Source organism: Shewanella sp. S23-S33, from assembly GCF_043359565.1.
GTDB classification, from domain to species: Bacteria; Pseudomonadota; Gammaproteobacteria; order Enterobacterales; family Shewanellaceae; genus Shewanella; species Shewanella oncorhynchi.
In genome coordinates this window covers 1-17,364 of record NZ_JBHFFD010000024.1, presented here as the reverse complement: position 1 = coordinate 17,364, position 17,364 = coordinate 1, and the positions used below count along the sequence as shown (strand labels likewise).

At 45.9% G+C, this 17,364-nt stretch carries 8 protein-coding genes; 6 read left to right on the top strand and 2 right to left on the bottom strand.

Annotation, left to right across the window (positions count from 1 at the left end; translation table 11 throughout):
- Positions 1–71: 71 nt before the first annotated feature.
- Positions 72–1,649, top strand: coding sequence for a glutamine-hydrolyzing GMP synthase (gene guaA, locus ACHA99_RS07505; protein WP_028761248.1), 1,578 nt, complete (start codon positions 72–74; stop codon positions 1,647–1,649).
- Between the two features lie 103 nt (positions 1,650–1,752).
- On the opposite strand, the gene ACHA99_RS07500 is transcribed toward guaA, so the two are convergent.
- Entirely contained in the window at positions 1,753–6,315 is a 4,563-nt protein-coding gene (locus ACHA99_RS07500; RefSeq protein WP_393941970.1) for a hypothetical protein, read from the bottom strand.
- A gap of 308 nt (positions 6,316–6,623) precedes the next feature.
- Between ACHA99_RS07500 and tadA the strand changes: the two genes are divergently transcribed.
- The gene (tadA, locus tag ACHA99_RS07495) at positions 6,624–7,148 is read left to right on the top strand and encodes a tRNA adenosine(34) deaminase TadA (RefSeq protein WP_393942115.1); all 525 of its coding nucleotides are present in this window, start codon (positions 6,624–6,626) and stop codon (positions 7,146–7,148) included.
- A gap of 469 nt (positions 7,149–7,617) precedes the next feature.
- On the opposite strand, the gene mltF is transcribed toward tadA, so the two are convergent.
- Positions 7,618–9,048, bottom strand: a complete 1,431-nt coding sequence (mltF, locus tag ACHA99_RS07490) for a membrane-bound lytic murein transglycosylase MltF (protein ID WP_393941968.1) — start codon at positions 9,046–9,048, stop codon at positions 7,618–7,620.
- 279 nt (positions 9,049–9,327) lie between these two features.
- Here mltF and purL point away from each other — a divergent pair, with 279 nt between their 5' ends.
- The 4 genes from purL (at position 9,328) to cydX (ending at position 17,328) form a co-directional block, all read left to right on the top strand.
- On the top strand, positions 9,328–13,209 hold the full coding sequence (gene purL, locus ACHA99_RS07485; RefSeq protein ID WP_393942114.1) for a phosphoribosylformylglycinamidine synthase: 3,882 nt from the start codon (positions 9,328–9,330) through the stop codon (positions 13,207–13,209).
- A 1,271-nt stretch (positions 13,210–14,480) separates the two neighbouring features.
- Positions 14,481–16,037, top strand: coding sequence for a cytochrome ubiquinol oxidase subunit I (locus tag ACHA99_RS07480; protein WP_028761244.1), 1,557 nt, complete (start codon positions 14,481–14,483; stop codon positions 16,035–16,037).
- Between the two features lie 15 nt (positions 16,038–16,052).
- Entirely contained in the window at positions 16,053–17,192 is a 1,140-nt protein-coding gene (gene cydB, locus ACHA99_RS07475) for a cytochrome d ubiquinol oxidase subunit II (RefSeq protein WP_028761243.1), read from the top strand.
- Between the two features lie 19 nt (positions 17,193–17,211).
- Positions 17,212–17,328 (top strand): cytochrome bd-I oxidase subunit CydX, encoded by a 117-nt coding sequence (gene cydX / locus ACHA99_RS07470; protein WP_011788717.1) that lies wholly within the window; start codon positions 17,212–17,214, stop codon positions 17,326–17,328.
- Positions 17,329–17,364: the final 36 nt, after the last annotated feature.

Genomic DNA, 17,364 nt, shown 5'->3' with positions numbered 1-17,364 from the left:
GATCCAATACTTAAAGCTGGCAATCGCTGCTTTGAGCAATGTTAAAACAATAGATGAGATAAAGGTTACCCATGAGCGATATTCATGAGCACAAGATACTGATCCTCGATTTTGGATCCCAGTACACTCAACTGATTGCCCGTCGTATCCGTGAAATCGGCGTTTACTGTGAATTATGGGCTTGGGATGTCACCGAAGCCCAAATCCGCGAATTTGCCCCGAACGGCATTATTCTTGCGGGCGGACCAGAAAGTGTCACGGCTGAAAACTCGCCGCGTGCGCCTGAATACGTCTTTACCGCAGGTGTGCCGGTACTGGGCATTTGTTACGGCATGCAGACTATGTCTGAGCAGTTGGGCGGTAAAGTGATCCAAGGTGTGGGCGAAGGTGAATTCGGCTACGCTCAAATTGAAATGCTGACAGATTCATTGCTATTCAAAGGCATTGAAGATGCGGTTAGCAGTGACGGCAAACCCTTACTCGACGTATGGATGAGCCACGGTGATAAAGTGTCGGCTATTCCTGAAGGGTTTGTGGCGGTCGCTAAAACGGACACTTGTCCATTTGCCGCTATGGCAAACGAAGAGAAGCAATTCTTCGGCGTACAGTTCCACCCAGAAGTGACCCACACTCGCCAAGGCATGCGCATGTTATCGCACTTTGCCTTAGACATTTGTGGCTGTGCGGCGAACTGGAAACCTTCCTCTATCATCGAAGATGCGATTGAGCGCTTGAAGAAGCAAATCGGTGATGATGAAGTGATTTTAGGATTATCGGGCGGTGTTGATTCTTCGGTTGTGGCTATGCTGCTACACCGTGCTATCGGTAAAAAACTGACCTGCGTATTCGTTGATAACGGTTTATTGCGTTTGAATGAAGCCGAGCAAGTGATGGAAATGTTTGGCGATCATTTCGGCCTGAATATCATCCATGTTGATGCGGAAAACCGTTTCCTCGATGCGATGAAAGGCGAAGCCGATCCAGAAGCTAAGCGTAAGATCATCGGCCGCGTATTCGTGGAAATTTTCGATGAAGAATCGAAAAAATGCGCCAATGCCAAATGGTTAGCGCAAGGCACGATTTATCCAGACGTGATTGAATCTGCCGGTAGTGCCACAGGCAAAGCCCATGTGATTAAATCTCACCATAACGTTGGCGGTTTGCCAGCCGATATGGCGCTTGGTTTAGTCGAGCCTCTGCGTGAACTGTTCAAAGATGAAGTGCGTAAAATTGGTCTTGAGTTAGGCCTGCCATACAACATGCTTTATCGTCACCCGTTCCCAGGACCAGGTCTTGGTGTACGCGTATTAGGTGAAGTGAAAAAAGAATACTGTGACTTGCTGCGCCGCGCCGATGCTATCTTCATTGAAGAACTGCATAAAGCCGACTTATACAATAAAGTCAGCCAAGCCTTTACTGTGTTCTTACCTGTACGCTCAGTCGGTGTTATGGGCGATGGCCGTAAATATGACTGGGTTGTATCACTGCGCGCCGTGGAAACAATCGATTTTATGACAGCCCATTGGGCACATCTGCCCTATGATTTCTTAGGTCGCGTATCAAACCGTATCATTAACGAAGTCGATGGCATTTCCCGTGTGGTTTACGATATCTCTGGCAAGCCGCCAGCGACTATCGAATGGGAATAAGTTAATTACGGCTCACCGATTTGATGATGGAACCCCGCCAAAAGGCGGGGTTCTTGTTTATGTGCGCTGCAGTTATTGAGGCCTGAAAAATCACTTAGAGTATTTATCCAACAGAAGTAACAAAGATTGGATCAGGCTTTTCCTGTCCAATAAGCCTCTTCTTTCGTTCCTTCTCTCTTTCTTTGATTGCATCCTCCCTTGCATTGTTAAACATTGGGGCATAATGTGACCACTTACAATTTGTCGGAGGTTGCCTACTAATGCGTGCATCCATGCAGGTTTTGGCAATAATTAGATTTAGCCAGAATTCTTCTTGTGTTGGTGCGTCCCACATATTTTGAACCCATTTTTGTGTCCATAGAGCATTTTCATACTCTGTAAATGCATGTTTAGCTGCTTGTGCACATATACCTTTACCATTGATGTGTTTATCAATAATGCCAACGTGTTTATCAGACTGGGCCGAGTATCCTGCAATCGTTATGGCGTATGCTTGATCCAAACTATCTTCGCTGGAAGCAAATTGTCGAATCAATGATGTGATAAAGTCAGCCGCACCAAAACGCTCTGCTGCGAGTATTTCTCGCGCAAGAACTGCATCATTTTCAGCACCTAAAAGTCTTTGATACCACAATTTTTCTATTGGTTCAGACGCTTCGCTTCCCCAAATAGCTTGATGCTCAAGGGTTAGTTTGTCTCCCAACGCTAGTGTTACGAAACCTTGTGACGTTGCTGCTCGGTTTAGCAATGTCACAGCTTTTTCTGGATATTTCGAGGAAAGCAGGTTCGCCACGGCAAAGGCCAAGTTCTTGAGCCAAACGAATTTAGCAGTGCCTGTCTGCTCTAAAATGTTGAGCAGTTCATCGAGCAGCGAAGGCACTTGAAAAACTAGGCGTCGGAGATTGTCTATAGTAATTTCTTTAACTAAGAGTTCTGCATCAGTGCCTTTCAGTTTTGCGAAAAAAGCCTCCGTTACTGCATTGAGTCTGTTTTGCTTTTCGTCGAAATAATCATCGTTATCTAGAATTTCCCTTAAGCTCTTTTGCTTAGGGAAGCGTCTATCTTCTCGAGCTGTATCTTCGATAGATATGAAGGCATATGGATCAGGTTCAGTTCTCGAGAGTTCAAAGTCTGCAAGTGGAAGTTGTATCTTACAGGTGGCTGTAATCCCGCAACGAAGTCGTTGTACAAAGCAATCTACCATTGGTTTAGCAAATGCTGTTCCTAATCTATTGGCTGATGCGAACCAAGTCTTATGGCTGATCCGATTTAGAAGCTCTTCAACTGATAATTCGTTTTGAAAGCACGCCTCGACCAATAGCATAGAGCCGAACCACTCTTCATCAGTTTTTTCGTCAACTGAAGTTGCGTTCCATCTATCTACCGTATGCATCTGTCGAACACGCTCCAAATCATTGAGCACCGCTAATTGATAGATAACTGAGCGAAGCATAGAAGAATCATAAAGAAAACACTTTAATATAAGCTCTTCAAGTTCACTATTTATCTGCGTGTTTCCATATAGCGCAGCCGAAAGAGCTCCATACGCAGCATCTTTATCGTTACTTTCTAGTGATTTTTGAAGTGCTGCGACGATTGCTTCTGTTGGTTGTCGTTTAAGGCTTGGGATGACTTTTAGTAAATAGTTTGACCCGAAGATTTTGCCTGTCATGTATTTGAGCTGTTCATCTGCTGAAATTTGTGCGGCGGCATAGTAAAACGCAAACATCTTACAAATCGCTTGATCATTTTCTGGCAGTGTCTCAAAGGCATCGCTTTCCACCATTCTATTGAGCAAGTTCTTCGCTAAGTCAGGGGGGACCAATGGAATGTAATCTTCACTGTTCAGAATGAGTTGGCGCAGAGGAAGTCCTGTTCTTGTCAACAACCCAGCAAGGAGACTTTGAGTTTTTTCAATAGCGACTGCGGGTTCAAATCGGCATGCAATTGGCAGAAATTGTATGAAGCTGTGGTCTTCGCTGCTTTGCCCCATCATTGTCTGCAACATCATATCGGGAGCAAGAGCTGTGAATTGTTGGATCCCTTGCTCTATATCTGTTGGTCGAGTAGCGTCAGGATTTGCCACTTTAACCTGACGCCATTTGTCGGGTGATGGCGGTTCAAAGTTATACCACCCCTTTCGTAGCTCTTCAGCAATCGCATCGGCCTCTGTCGCGTCAACTTCTTCACCGCTCGAATTAAGCATTCGTACAATCGTCCACTGAGCCCCTTTCGAAGTAGTATTGGTGCATAGTGGCTCAATCGCTCTGAGGAAGGAATATCTGGTTGCGGCGCGCTCCACCCGATTAAATGTAGTAAGTTGCTGAAATGCTTTTCGTACAAAAGACATATCTTTACTCAATGAAAACGCTAAGCCCATTGCAACAAAACTATCAGCGAAGTCAACGAGGGAGCGGCCCGCCAGTAGCCGAAGTGCCATCGTAAACAATTCGTCAGGCTCGCTTGATACCTCGGTCATCTGCGTTAGTAGTTGCTTTTCAAAAGAAGATAGAGAAGACAAGGTATCTTCGATTTCAGATTTCTTTCTCTCAAGCTGTTTTTCGTACTCTGAGTCATTTCGCCTGTGGTAACGATTAGTCTGTTCAACGGGATCCTTGTTATAGCAGTGAAGCCACTGATGTATTGCGGCTTCAGCCGCTTGCCATCCTTTTTCAGATTGCGTGACTTCAAACGCGGCGTGGATGAACCAGTCTTGATTTATCCTCCGCCCTTTTTCGAGACACAGAATCTTTAATATATCAAAAAGCGCTTGTGGCTGATGCACTACAATTCCAACGAACTCCTCAAAGCGACGGTCATCCACATTTTGGAGATTGGCAAACTCATTCAGTAGACCAGAAAAGATTTTAGTATCGAACCGTATGTCGTCGAGCACGCAGATCAATAAAGATGCAAAGAGCACATCAGCTGTTCGGTCCATGGCCTGTATCGGCTCGACAAGTTGGCATATCCGAGTGGCTAAATCCTGTTCTGCCAAAAGCGTTCGCCAAAGTTGGTCGACAAGCGTGAAGCCGAGTGCGAGAGTCAAACCCTCTTCACGCAGTTCGTACTGATCACCAGGCCCCGGGAGTGTTCGGAAGAAACGTGTCTCAATGACAGCGCTGGAATCTGCCTTAAAGTTCTGAGGCGGTTCGTTTATAGATGCCTGCACTCGCTTTAACACCTCTGTTGCGTGTGTACTGAGGCGGTTGGTCAAGTCCGTGAAGGTTTCGTCTTCGTAGTTTTCAAGCTGTGACGCGCGAAGGTGCTCCATTAGCAGCCTATCGGTTGTCAACCCTTTCCAAGCCATTGCCTCCTTATGAGGAAGTGTCGCAATGGCAATGCTGAGTAACCTTGGGTTTTGGAGTGTTTTCAGTGTTTGTTGGTCGAGCCAATCAAGGGATATACCATGGTATGTAAGCAGCGTATCGCGCTCTATTGGTGACCATTCAGGAACTTCAATGACTGTGGGGGTAAATGCTATTCCCCTTGCTATTATTTTCCGCCAAAAGTGAGGCCTGACAGTCACAATTAGCCTACCTCCAATTTGGGATAGTCGGGATTGTATACCGTTAATCAGCTTGTCCCAGCGGAGGTCTTGACGTTGGTTTAAACCATCAATAACGACCAAAATCTGAGCTTGTGGTGGTGCAAGTTTCCATGCCTGAAGGCGATGTCTCCATCGACTCTTAAGTGCTTCAGTAGCCACTTCGTTGGTTTGTTTAATCAAAATATCAATGAGGAAGTCATCAAGTTCTTCTAACGATGTTCCCTCAAGTTGCTCTGCGCTGACGAATAGCGCCAAGCCTTTAGCCTCAGAACACAATTGCGCTGAAAGCCATGACTTTCCGTGGCCTTCATCACCCAATAGTATGACTTCTTTGCCCGCTTGAGTTTCACTTGCAATTTGATCTCGCAGTTCATTGCGCATTGACGGGAAGGATTTATCTTTTAATACTGCTAGCCCTTGCCCTAAACGCTGCTGTGCTAAGCGCGTGTTGCAAAATGTTTCAACTCGCCATTCACGGTTCAACTCAATCGCTCGTTTTAACGCCAGCTTCGAAACATTGAGGTTCAACTTGAGCTTTTGAAGGAGATTTTCGAATTCTGGATGATGCAAGATATCTCGGAATGACGCCTTAAGGTCACCATCAGTTACCTTTGTTAGGTTCGTTTTCTCTGAGTAATTTTTGACGATGAAATCGATGGCAGTATCGCCACCTGCAACCACGGCTATAGCTAAAAGCGGGAGTGGGACGGAGGTCCAATCCAATATAAACGTAGAAATAGCATATCGGTCACCATCTTCCTGGATATCCCTTGCAATCTGTGAACTTACCTCTGTTGTCGCACCAAGAATCCACAAACGATCTGCGGCACTTTGTTTGCGAGCTAAATCCGCTATTTTCGTCAAGACGTCATTTCTATGAATATCACCAGAGTATCGCTTGGCTTCGAAACAAATTGAGTCGAGGGGGAGAGCAGCATCTCCGTCCACGCCACCCTGTAGCCCACTTGCAGCAAGACGAAATGGAATGCCTGTCAAATTCGTCAACACAATGCGAAGGAGACCTTCAAATCCATCGGCGCCTGCTGCCTTTAGTGATAAAATCCCAGTTTTGATTATTTCAAGGCTTTTTGAGTATCGACAAAGAGATTCGCTCATGTGTTTTCTCGTTTAATTTGGATGGAGCGTTGTCCCTATTAACAATGCTATTCTTTTTAAAATTAAATTACTGATAATGGGAATAGCTTAATTGAAAGGGATATCTATAGTGCGCATTCTTCTCAACATAGTAATTCCTCTAGATGTTACTTACCACACCAGATTTTTTGTAACTGATTTTTTTTAAAGGTATTTCTACTAGTTTTATACTTTAGTGGAAATAGTTTAAGAGTGATAAGTCTTCTAGGCTAAATGCGCCAAGTGCGCCTTTTTTATTGGTTATAGGTATAATTGCCGTATTTTTACAGATGAGTGACAGCCTAGTGGACCAAATGAAGTTAGACGAACATTGGATGCAAGTCGCGATGGAGATGGCCGAGAAAGCCGAGGCCGAGGGCGAAGTGCCTGTGGGTGCGGTATTGGTCAAAGACGGTCAGCAGATTGCGATGGGTTACAATTTATCCATTAGCCAACACGATCCTAGCGCCCATGCGGAAATTTTATGTTTGCGGGAAGCGGGGCGTTTGGTCGAAAACTATCGTCTTTTGGATGCGACTTTATATGTCACGCTTGAACCTTGCGCTATGTGTGCGGGCGCTATGGTGCATAGCAGAATTGCTCGTGTGGTATTTGGCGCACTGGATGAAAAAACGGGTGCAGCGGGTACTGTGGTTAATTTATTGCAGCATCCGGCGTTTAATCACCAAGTTGAAGTCACATCTGGGGTGCTGGCCGATGCTTGTAGCGCGCAATTGAGTCGTTTTTTTAAACGTCGCAGGGAAGAGAAAAAAGCCCTGAAACAGGCTCAAAAGGCGCAGCAAGCTATTGGATAAGTGACGATTAACGTGACAGGATTAATCCTGAGACTGAATAAAAGTAAAGAAGAGTTTTTGACGATTTAAAATACGGCGATGACGAATTTTTAGCAAAGTACGACGACGCGCAACGGTATTGTTGATGGTTTTTCTTCTCATATTGACCCCATTAATTGTTATTATCGATGCCCTACAGAGATTTATCTTAGGTCATAACCCAAGACAGTAGCAGTTGCACAGGAGTGCAGCAATAGCACTGGTCAGATAAGCTGAACTAAGCGATGTTTTTCATCGCAAATTTGAGTTAGGTTGATAAACCTTAATTCAGCTTGCCTGTTGCTTAGTATCTGACCTTGTTGAAGACATCTACGTACATCTTGAGTTTTTATGTTGGTGTTCTTGTTACGTAAAACTCTGTACTTGATATATAAGAAGTGAGTTGTTGGATTGTCGTTTGGCCCATGCACCTGAGCGCTAACGAGTTAAGCTATTTAGGTTGATCAGGGCTTAACGTTCCCGCAGGAATTACGGGTTCTTCCGCAGTAAGATCGCTCGAGTCTTCATCAGGGTCAGGTTGTTTCGACTGATTATCCACCCAGACTAGCGTGTCATAGTAGCGACGGATGCTGTCGACGTAATGAACGGCTTCACTGCCTCGGGCGTAACCATAACGTGTTTTTTGATAATATTTACGCTTTTGCAGTAGCGGTAGTACCTTTTTTAAATCTCGCCAAGCATTGGGATTTAACTCCATCGATTCCGCAAGCTTACGTGCATCTTCAATATGGGCATATCCTATGTTGTAAGAGGCCAGCGCAAACCACATGCGTTGACTCTCGGGGATCGATTCTGGCAGGCGATTGATCATATCGTTCAAATACGCCGCGCCGCCGCGAATACTTTCTTCGGCATCGAGTCGGTTGGTGATCCCAATCTCTTTGGCGGTTGGCTGAGTCAACATCATCATGCCACGCACTCCTGTGGCCGAGCGGGCATTAGGATTCCAATGTGATTCTTGATAGCTGGTTGCTGCCAGTTTACGCCAATCTAAATTGCCTGCATGGGTTTCAAATAATTGTCGATAACGCGGCAATACTGTCTCAATGGCACGGATAAATGCGCGAGTATCGATATAATCGAAGCGTTTTACATGACCAAAGTATTTCTCGTTGAGATGATCCAGCGTACCGGCAAGCTTCTCTTGGTGCCAAAAGGCCAGCAATTTACTCATAAGTTCATCACTGTGAGTGGGAGGTAACAGCCAGATCACGTCGAGTTTTTCTTCCAGCACAGGGCCTGAGCGCAAGTCGGGCAGGTAGCGACGGTTGATCTGTACGCTGCTGGAGTCGGCGATAGTGTAGTCAATTTCTTTGTTGGCAATCATAGCCAACAACTCTTCACTGTCTTTGTCGGTAATTTGATCCCACACCAGCGTTGGATAATGCTTTTGCAACTGGGTCAAGGTCTCGACGAAGGAAGAGTCGGCGATAACGGTGATCTTGCCTTTTAAGTCGCTGATGTCTTTTGGGGTTGGCATGCCTTCGCGATACACCAACACTTGATTCACCCGGTATAGCGGTGGACCTAAGCGGAACTGTTCTCGCCTTGTGGGCGTTTCTGTCATGCCTGCAGCAATAATATCGATTTCATTCTTTTTGAGGGCTTCGTACAACTCGATACGGTTTGTGTAGGGCACCATTTTTAAGGGCACATTTAAGTATTCGGCAAACAATACCGCCATATCGTAATCGAAACCGCTATCACCTTGGCCCGAGGTCATATAAATCTGTGGGCCGTAAAGTGTACCGACTCTTAGCTCAGTTAATTTTTTTGGCACGAATTCTGTTTCGTCCACGGTCACCTGCTGACAGGCAGTCAGTAGGAAACCTAAGATAAGAGCGAACAGAAATCGAGTCATTAAATGTACTTATAGTAAATAAAATCAATATTATAGATAGCGAGTTAACAGTGGGGCATTAGTGGTGAACTGGCTGACATTGGTGGGATTATATCCGTTTGTCTGCGATTTCGAAAAAAAATCATTCAGGGGGAAAGTACAGCAGACACAATACTGGGCTTTTTATATCACAGGAAACACTGTTTTGCGTAAGGTCGCAGGTGATTTGTGACAGACATTTCCTTATAATAGCGCCACCTCTGACCCCTGCAATAATAAATAATAAGGTGAATAGACGTGATGGAGATCATCCGCGGAGCCCCTGCACTCTCGACGTTTAGGGTGCAAAAGCTGATGGAGGCCTGCGAAAACGCGGCGCTTCCGGTACGCCAAATCTATGCTGAGTATGTCCATTTAGCGGATTTGAGCGAGTTGCTCGACACAAATGAACGCCTGCAACTTGAAAAAATTCTCACCTATGGACCTGCGATAGAAGCTCATATCCCCCAAGGTTCACTCCTGTTTGTCACTCCTCGCCCCGGTACTATTTCTCCTTGGTCTTCAAAAGCCACTGACATCGCGCACAATTGTGGCCTTGGTAAAGTGAAGCGTTTGGAGCGAGGCGTTGCGTATTATGTCGAGTCAGATGCACTGACAGCGCCTCAGCAACAAGCCTTAAATGCGTTGCTGCACGATCGTATGGTTGAAATTATCCTTGATGATTTTGCTAAAGCCGATGTGCTGTTCAAACGCACTGAGCCTGCGCCGTTTAAGAGCGTCAATATTCTTGCCGAAGGTCGCCGTGCACTTGAAGTGGCCAACACTGAATTGGGGCTAGCCTTAGCCGAAGATGAAATCGACTATTTAGTCGAGAACTTCGTCCGTTTAGGCCGCAATCCCCATGACATCGAATTGATGATGTTTGCTCAGGCGAACTCTGAGCATTGTCGTCATAAAATTTTTAATGCAGATTGGACCATTGACGGTGAAGTTCAGCCTAAGTCACTGTTCAAGATGATCAAGAACACCTTTGAAACCACGCCTGATCACGTGTTATCTGCCTACAAAGATAACGCTGCTGTGATGGAAGGTTCGGTTGCGGGTCGTTTCTTCCCCGATCCTGATGGGGTATACAACTACCACACTGAACCAATGCACATCCTGATGAAAGTGGAAACCCACAACCATCCAACCGCCATCAGCCCCTATCCTGGCGCTGCAACCGGTTCAGGTGGTGAAATTCGTGATGAAGGCGCGACGGGTCGTGGTTCTAAACCTAAAGCGGGTTTAACAGGCTTTAGTGTATCCAATTTAAAAATCCCGGGTTTTGTTCAACCATGGGAAGGTCACTACGGCAAGCCAGAACGTATCGTGAGCGCGCTGGACATCATGACCGAAGGCCCACTGGGCGGCGCGGCATTTAACAACGAGTTTGGTCGTCCGGCACTGGTCGGTTATTTCCGTACCTATGAGCAGGAAGTCAGCAGCCACAACGGTGTTGAAGTCCGTGGTTACCACAAGCCAATTATGTTAGCCGGTGGTTTAGGTAACATTCGTGAAGAACACGTACAAAAGGGCGAAATCACCGTTGGCGCTAAGCTGATTGTGCTCGGTGGCCCTGCGATGAACATAGGTCTGGGCGGCGGCGCTGCTTCGTCTATGGCATCGGGTCAATCGAGTGAAGACTTAGATTTTGCTTCTGTGCAACGTGAAAACCCAGAAATGGAACGTCGTTGTCAGGAAGTGATTGACCGCTGTTGGCAGCTTGGCGATAAAAACCCTATCCAATTTATCCACGATGTGGGCGCTGGCGGTTTGTCGAATGCTTTCCCTGAACTCGTGAATGACGGCGAGCGCGGCGGTTTATTTAATCTGCGTAATGTGCCTTCGGATGAGCCTGGCATGAGCCCGCTGGAAATCTGGTGTAACGAATCACAAGAGCGTTATGTGATGTCAGTTGCTCCTGAAAACCTCGCGCTATTTACTGCTATCTGTGAGCGTGAGCGCGCACCTTTTGCGGTGGTGGGTGAAGCGATAGCGGAGAAACACCTGACGCTTAGCGATAGCCATTTCGACAATAATCCTATCGATTTACCGCTCGAAGTCTTATTAGGCAAAGCACCTAAGATGAGTCGCGATGTGATATCGGCCAAAGCCGTATCGCCAGCGCTAGCGCAAGATAATATTGAAGTTAAAGAAGCGGTTAAACGCGTACTGAGCTTGCCTACAGTCGCAGATAAAACCTTCCTTATCACTATTGGCGACCGCACAGTTACAGGTTTAGTGAACCGTGACCAAATGGTGGGTCCATGGCAAGTGCCTGTGGCCGATTGCGCTGTGACTGCGGCAAGCTTTGATACCTACGCCGGTGAAGCTATGTCACTGGGTGAACGTACACCGCTAGCGCTACTAGACTTTGGCGCCTCTGCCCGTATGGCTGTGGCTGAGTCAATCATGAACATCGCTGGTGCCGATATCGGTTCATTTAAGCGTATTAAGCTTTCTGCCAACTGGATGTCTGCCGCGGGTCACCCAGGTGAAGATGCGGGTCTTTATGAAGCGGTGAAAGCCGTAGGTGAAGAACTGTGTCCAGAGCTGAGCCTGACCATTCCGGTCGGTAAAGACTCTATGTCGATGAAGACCGCATGGCAGCAAGATGGCGCGGATAAAACCGTGACGTCGCCTATGTCATTGGTTATCACCGCCTTTGGTGTGGTGCAAGATATTCGCAATACAGTGACGCCAGAGCTACGCACCGATAAAGGCGAAACGTCTTTACTGTTAGTGGATTTAGGTGCGGGCAAAAATCGTTTAGGCGGTTCTTGTTTAGCCCAAGTGTTTGGTGAGCTGGGTGATATTGCGCCGGATCTTGACGATGCTGCACTGCTGCGCGGTTTCTTCGAAACCATGCAAAATCTGGTGGCTAAGAGGTCGGTTATCGCTTACCACGACCGTAGCGACGGTGGTTTATTCACTACCTTAGTGGAAATGGCTTTTGCCGGTAATACAGGTTTAGACATAGATGTAGAAGACTTGCAGGGCACTGATTTAGAACGACTCTTTAATGAGGAGCTCGGCGCTGTGCTGCAAGTGAGCCGTGACAATGCTGCGAAAATTGCCGCTCAGTTCGCTATCGCTGGCGTGCCTTGCCATGTGATCGGAACTCTAGCCGACGATCAACGCATCACCATTAAAGATGGCGCGCGTGAAATCTTCAGTGATACCCGTGTAGCGCTGCGTACTGTGTGGTCAGAAACCACGTATCGTATGCAAGCTCTGCGTGATAACCCAGCCTGCGCGCTTGAAGAGTTCAAACTTAAGCAAGACGAAACCGATTTAGGCTTAACCGTTAACTTAAGTTTTGATCCAAGCACTGATGTTGCCGCGCCTTATATTCTTAAGGGCGCTGCGCCTAAGATGGCGATTTTGCGTGAGCAGGGCGTTAACTCCCACGTAGAAATGGCCGCTGCTTTTGATCGTGCTGGATTTGAAAGCCGCGACGTACACATGTCGGACATTTTATCTGGCCGTATCAGCCTAGAGGAGTTCCAAGGCCTAGTGGCCTGTGGTGGCTTCTCCTACGGTGACGTATTAGGCGCCGGTGAAGGTTGGGCTAAGTCGATTCTGTTTAATGAGCGCGCGCGCGATGAGTTTTCTCGTTTCTTTGAACGTGACTCAAGTTTCTCCCTTGGCGTGTGTAACGGTTGTCAAATGCTGTCTAACCTGAAAGAAATTATCCCAGGTAGCGAGCACTGGCCACGTTTTGTGCGTAACCGCTCAGAGCGTTTCGAAGCACGTTTCAGCTTAGTTGAAGTGCAACAGAGCCCGTCGTTATTCTTCCAAGGTATGGCCGGTTCACGTATGCCAATCGCCGTATCACACGGTGAAGGTTTGGCTGAGTTTGCTAGCCCTGAAGCGCTGGCGATTGCCGAAGCGTCAGGCACTATTGCGCTGCGTTTTGTCAATGGTAAAGGTGATATCGCGACTCAGTATCCACAAAACCCGAACGGCTCGCCAAATGGCTTGACTGGGATTTGTACCACAGATGGCCGCGTAACCTTGATGATGCCGCACCCCGAACGTGTGTTCAGAACTGTGGCGAACTCTTGGCATCCAGATGCTTGGGGTGAAGATAGCCCTTGGATGCGTATGTTCCGTAATGCACGAGTGACCTTAGGTTAAGCGTTTAAAGTCAACGGCTTTTGCCTTTGTTGAGTGGTAAAAGCAGGTTAATGAAAGCGTAAAAAAGGAGCGATAATTTCGCTCCTTTTTTTATATATAAAATGCATTTTATGGAAGTGATTGTATTTCAAATTATTAACGCTTATTGCAAATAATCTAATGGACTAAAGTGGCAAAATAGCCACTTTAATCGGTAAATACCTATTAATAGGTATGTTGCGCATTTGATACGGGGCGTGGTGTTTTATGGGGTTCTGGAGTTGTTGGGGGATGCTAGGGTCTTAATATAGAAAAAGCCCCCAATCTCAGGGAGATGGGGGCCCGTTTTGCGCTAACAAAACTTCACATAAATGCAATCAATTTCACGAGTAATTCTGGGGATTATTTCAGCTCATTAGCTGTATAAAGTTCAACAAAAACACGCTTGTAGCTGTTAACCAGACGTTCAAATAATTTAGTCATATCGATATCTCCACACCAAAAGTTAGTACCTATGTGCGCGAAGTTGGTCTTGGCTGGGCTACGACACCAGTTCTACCAAATTGTCTCCTTAACACAGGACATATATTAAACAACTTAGGTTAGCTTCTCAAACGAGAAAAAATACAAATATTCATTATTAAAACTAATGCATTTTAGCCTGTTCGATTGTGATTTTTTATATTTATATTTATTTATATTTGATTTTAAAGGTTTTAAATTATGGCTCACTTAAATTTGTGACAATATTTTTTAGTTAATTTGTTGCAACATTATTTATTTATTGGTTTTTTGATGATTAGAGCTATTTTTTACTGCCTAGTTGGTAAAAGTATGACTTTATATTAATTAATGGCTGCTCACTACTCTTGTTTTTGTCGATTGTCAATCCTCTCTGGTGGGGAAGTGTGTGCCTCACCGCAAAACCCACCTAAACCCCTGAGTTTGATTGATTTGCATCAAAGCGAGGTGGTATAAAATAGCCACAAATGAAAATGAATAAATATCTTAACTATCTGATATTTATATCGATGAAATCATTTGATTGAGTGAGTGGTAGGGTGTCGGTCTCAGTTACTTGTGATAGTGTGACTCGCGTCTCAATATGCAACAGATATTGGTACTTTTTAGCCCTTGCTGCTTCGAACTAATGCAAAAGATTAAATTTAACGGTTTATACTGTTGTCGCAGATATAAACACAAAATGAAAACTCACTATCCTACAAAGGCACTTGCTGTGATTGACGCGGGTTTTGTCATAGCAATTGGACGCACCAAGTAAGGAGTCACCGATGATTGTTGAAGAGGTTGTTGAGCTATCGCGGTTGCAGTTTGCGCTGACAGCCATGTATCACTTCCTATTTGTTCCCTTGACTTTGGGGTTGGCATTTTTGCTGGCTATCATGGAATCACTGTATGTGATGACAGATAAACAAATTTATAAAGATATGACTAAGTTCTGGGGTAAGTTATTTGGTATTAACTTTGCCTTGGGGGTTACCACAGGTTTGGCAATGGAATTCCAGTTTGGTACTAACTGGTCTTACTATTCGCATTACGTAGGGGACATCTTTGGTGCGCCTCTGGCTATTGAAGGTTTAATGGCCTTCTTCCTTGAATCTACCTTCGTGGGTATGTTCTTCTTCGGTTGGGATCGTTTCACTAAGCGTCAGCATTTAGTCGTGACTTGGTTAGTGGCCTTTGGTTCTAACATGTCGGCATTGTGGATCCTAGTGGCAAACGGTTGGATGCAAAACCCTGTGGGTTCAGTGTTCAACTACGAAACCATGCGTATGGAAATGACCAGCTTCGCTGAGGTTGTGTTTAACCCTGTCGCGCAGGTTAAGTTTGTTCACACCGTCGCTTCGGGTTATGTGGCGGGTGCCATGTTTGTACTGGCGATCAGTGCTTATTACATCCTCAAGAAACGTGACTTACCTTTTGCTCGTCGCTCATTCGCGATTGCAGCTAGCTTTGGTATGGCGGCGATTCTGTCGGTTATCGTGTTAGGTGACGAATCTGGCTATAAAGTGGGTGAAGCACAGCGCGTTAAGTTAGCAGCGATTGAAGCTGAGTGGCATACAGAGCCTGCTCCAGCGGCCTTTACTGCTGTCGGTTTTCCGAATCAAGAAACCATGAAAACAGATTTTGCAGTCAAAATTCCTTATGCGATGGGTATAGTGGCAACACGCTCGTTGGATGAAGAAGTGACTGGTATTCATGACTTGATTGCTGAGCATGAAGTGCGTATCCGTAACGGTATGAAAGCCTATGCCATGCTAGTGAAACTGCGTGCGGGTGAAGAAACGCCTGAATTACGTGCTGCTTTTGAAGAAGCGAAAGTCGACTTAGGCTACGGTTTCTTACTAAAACGCTACACAGACAAAGTGGTTGATGCGACTGAAGAGCAAATTAAAGCAGCAGCTAAAGATTCTATCCCGAACGTAGCACCGATTTTCTGGAGCTTCCGTGTGATGGTAGGTCTAGGCTTTATCATGTTGTTCGTATTTGCTGCGGCATTCTGGCAAAGCACACGTCATCAAATTGCCGAGAAAAAATGGGTACTTAAAGCTGCACTTTATAGCTTGCCATTGCCTTGGATCGCGATTGAGTGTGGTTGGTTTGTGGCTGAGTATGGTCGTCAACCTTGGACGATTTCTGAGGTACTACCGACCTTTATGTCTGCGTCAAGCTTAACGACTGGCGACTTATGGTTCAGTATCCTTTCTATCACCTTGTTCTACACTGTACTGCTGGTGATTGAGATGTTCTTGATGTTTAAGTTTGCCCGCATTGGTCCGAGCAGTTTGAAAACTGGTCGTTATCATTTCGAGAACCTAGAAGCCTAAGCAGAGGATTTCATTATGTTTGATTATGAAATATTAAGAGTTATCTGGTGGGCTCTGATCGGCGTACTGTTCATCGGATTTGCGGTTACTGATGGTTTTGACATGGGTGTCGGTGCGTTACTGCCAATTATAGGCAAAGACGATACTGAGCGCCGTATCATGGTTAACACTATTGCTCCCCATTGGGACGGCAACCAAGTGTGGTTAATCACAGCAGGCGGTGCGTTATTTGCCGCTTGGCCTATGGTGTATGCAGTGTCTTTCTCTGGCTTCTATGTCGCCATGATGTTAGTGCTGTTTGCCCTCTACATGCGTCCAGTCGGATTCGATTATCGTTCTAAAATCGAAAATCCAAAATGGCGTAAGTCGTGGGACTGGGCCTTGTTTGCCGGTGGTTTTGTACCTCCGCTAATCATAGGCGTGGCCTTTGGTAACTTGTTGCAAGGTGTGCCTTTTGAATTCGACGAGTTCCTACGTGCGACTTATCACGGTGGTCTGTTCGGCCTGTTGAATCCTTTCGGTTTGCTGGCAGGTCTTGTGAGCGTGAGCATGTTTATGATGCAAGGCGCTTCTTGGTTACAAATGAAGACTGACAGTGAGCTGCGTGTTCGTGCTGCGAAAGCCACGCAATTCTTCGCACTGTTAGTGGCAGTGTTGTTTGCTGCTGCGGGTGTGTGGTTAGCCAATGGTATCGATGGTTATGTAGTGACTTCAGTACTGGACCATAATGCAGTTTCTAACCCAGCCATGAAAACCGTCGCAATTGAAGCGGGTGCTTGGCTTGCCAACTATGACAAATACCCCATCACTATGCTGTTCCCTATCTTAGGTGTGGCATTGCCTCTGCTAGTGATTTTGGTTAGCCGCTTTAACCGTTCAGGTTTTGCGTTCCTATTCAGCTCACTCACAGTGGCTATGGTGATTTTGACTTGCGGTGCAGCAATGTTCCCATTCGTCATGCCATCATCACTTAACCCTAACGTCAGTTTGACTATGTGGGATGCAACAGCCAGTAAAATGACCTTAGGTGTTATGACTGCTGCTGCAGCGATTTTCGTACCTATAGTGTTGAGCTACACTGTCTGGACTTACTACAAGATGTTTGGCCGTATCGGCCGTAAGCATATTGAAGATAACAAAGCCTCACTCTATTAGGCATTAAGGAGCATCTGCTATGTGGTATTTTACGTGGATATTAGGGGTTTTGTTGGCCTGTTCTTTTGGGATTATCAATGCCCTGTGGCTTGAGAATACAGAGAACATGGACAGATCGGCAGAAGATGCCGAGTAACGTCTAAACTCGATTTAAAAACCTCGCATCAGCGGG

Excerpts from the sequence above, each read along its gene's own strand:
- guaA (WP_028761248.1), top strand. The coding sequence starts at position 72 with ATGAGCGATATTCATGAGCACAAGATACTGATCCTCGATTTTGGATCC.
- ACHA99_RS07500 (WP_393941970.1), bottom strand. The coding sequence starts at position 6,315 with ATGAGCGAATCTCTTTGTCGATACTCAAAAAGCCTTGAAATAATCAAA.
- tadA (WP_393942115.1), top strand. The coding sequence starts at position 6,624 with ATGAGTGACAGCCTAGTGGACCAAATGAAGTTAGACGAACATTGGATG.
- mltF (WP_393941968.1), bottom strand. The coding sequence starts at position 9,048 with ATGACTCGATTTCTGTTCGCTCTTATCTTAGGTTTCCTACTGACTGCC.
- purL (WP_393942114.1), top strand. The coding sequence starts at position 9,328 with ATGGAGATCATCCGCGGAGCCCCTGCACTCTCGACGTTTAGGGTGCAA.
- ACHA99_RS07480 (WP_028761244.1), top strand. The coding sequence starts at position 14,481 with ATGATTGTTGAAGAGGTTGTTGAGCTATCGCGGTTGCAGTTTGCGCTG.
- cydB (WP_028761243.1), top strand. The coding sequence starts at position 16,053 with ATGTTTGATTATGAAATATTAAGAGTTATCTGGTGGGCTCTGATCGGC.
- cydX (WP_011788717.1), top strand. The coding sequence starts at position 17,212 with ATGTGGTATTTTACGTGGATATTAGGGGTTTTGTTGGCCTGTTCTTTT.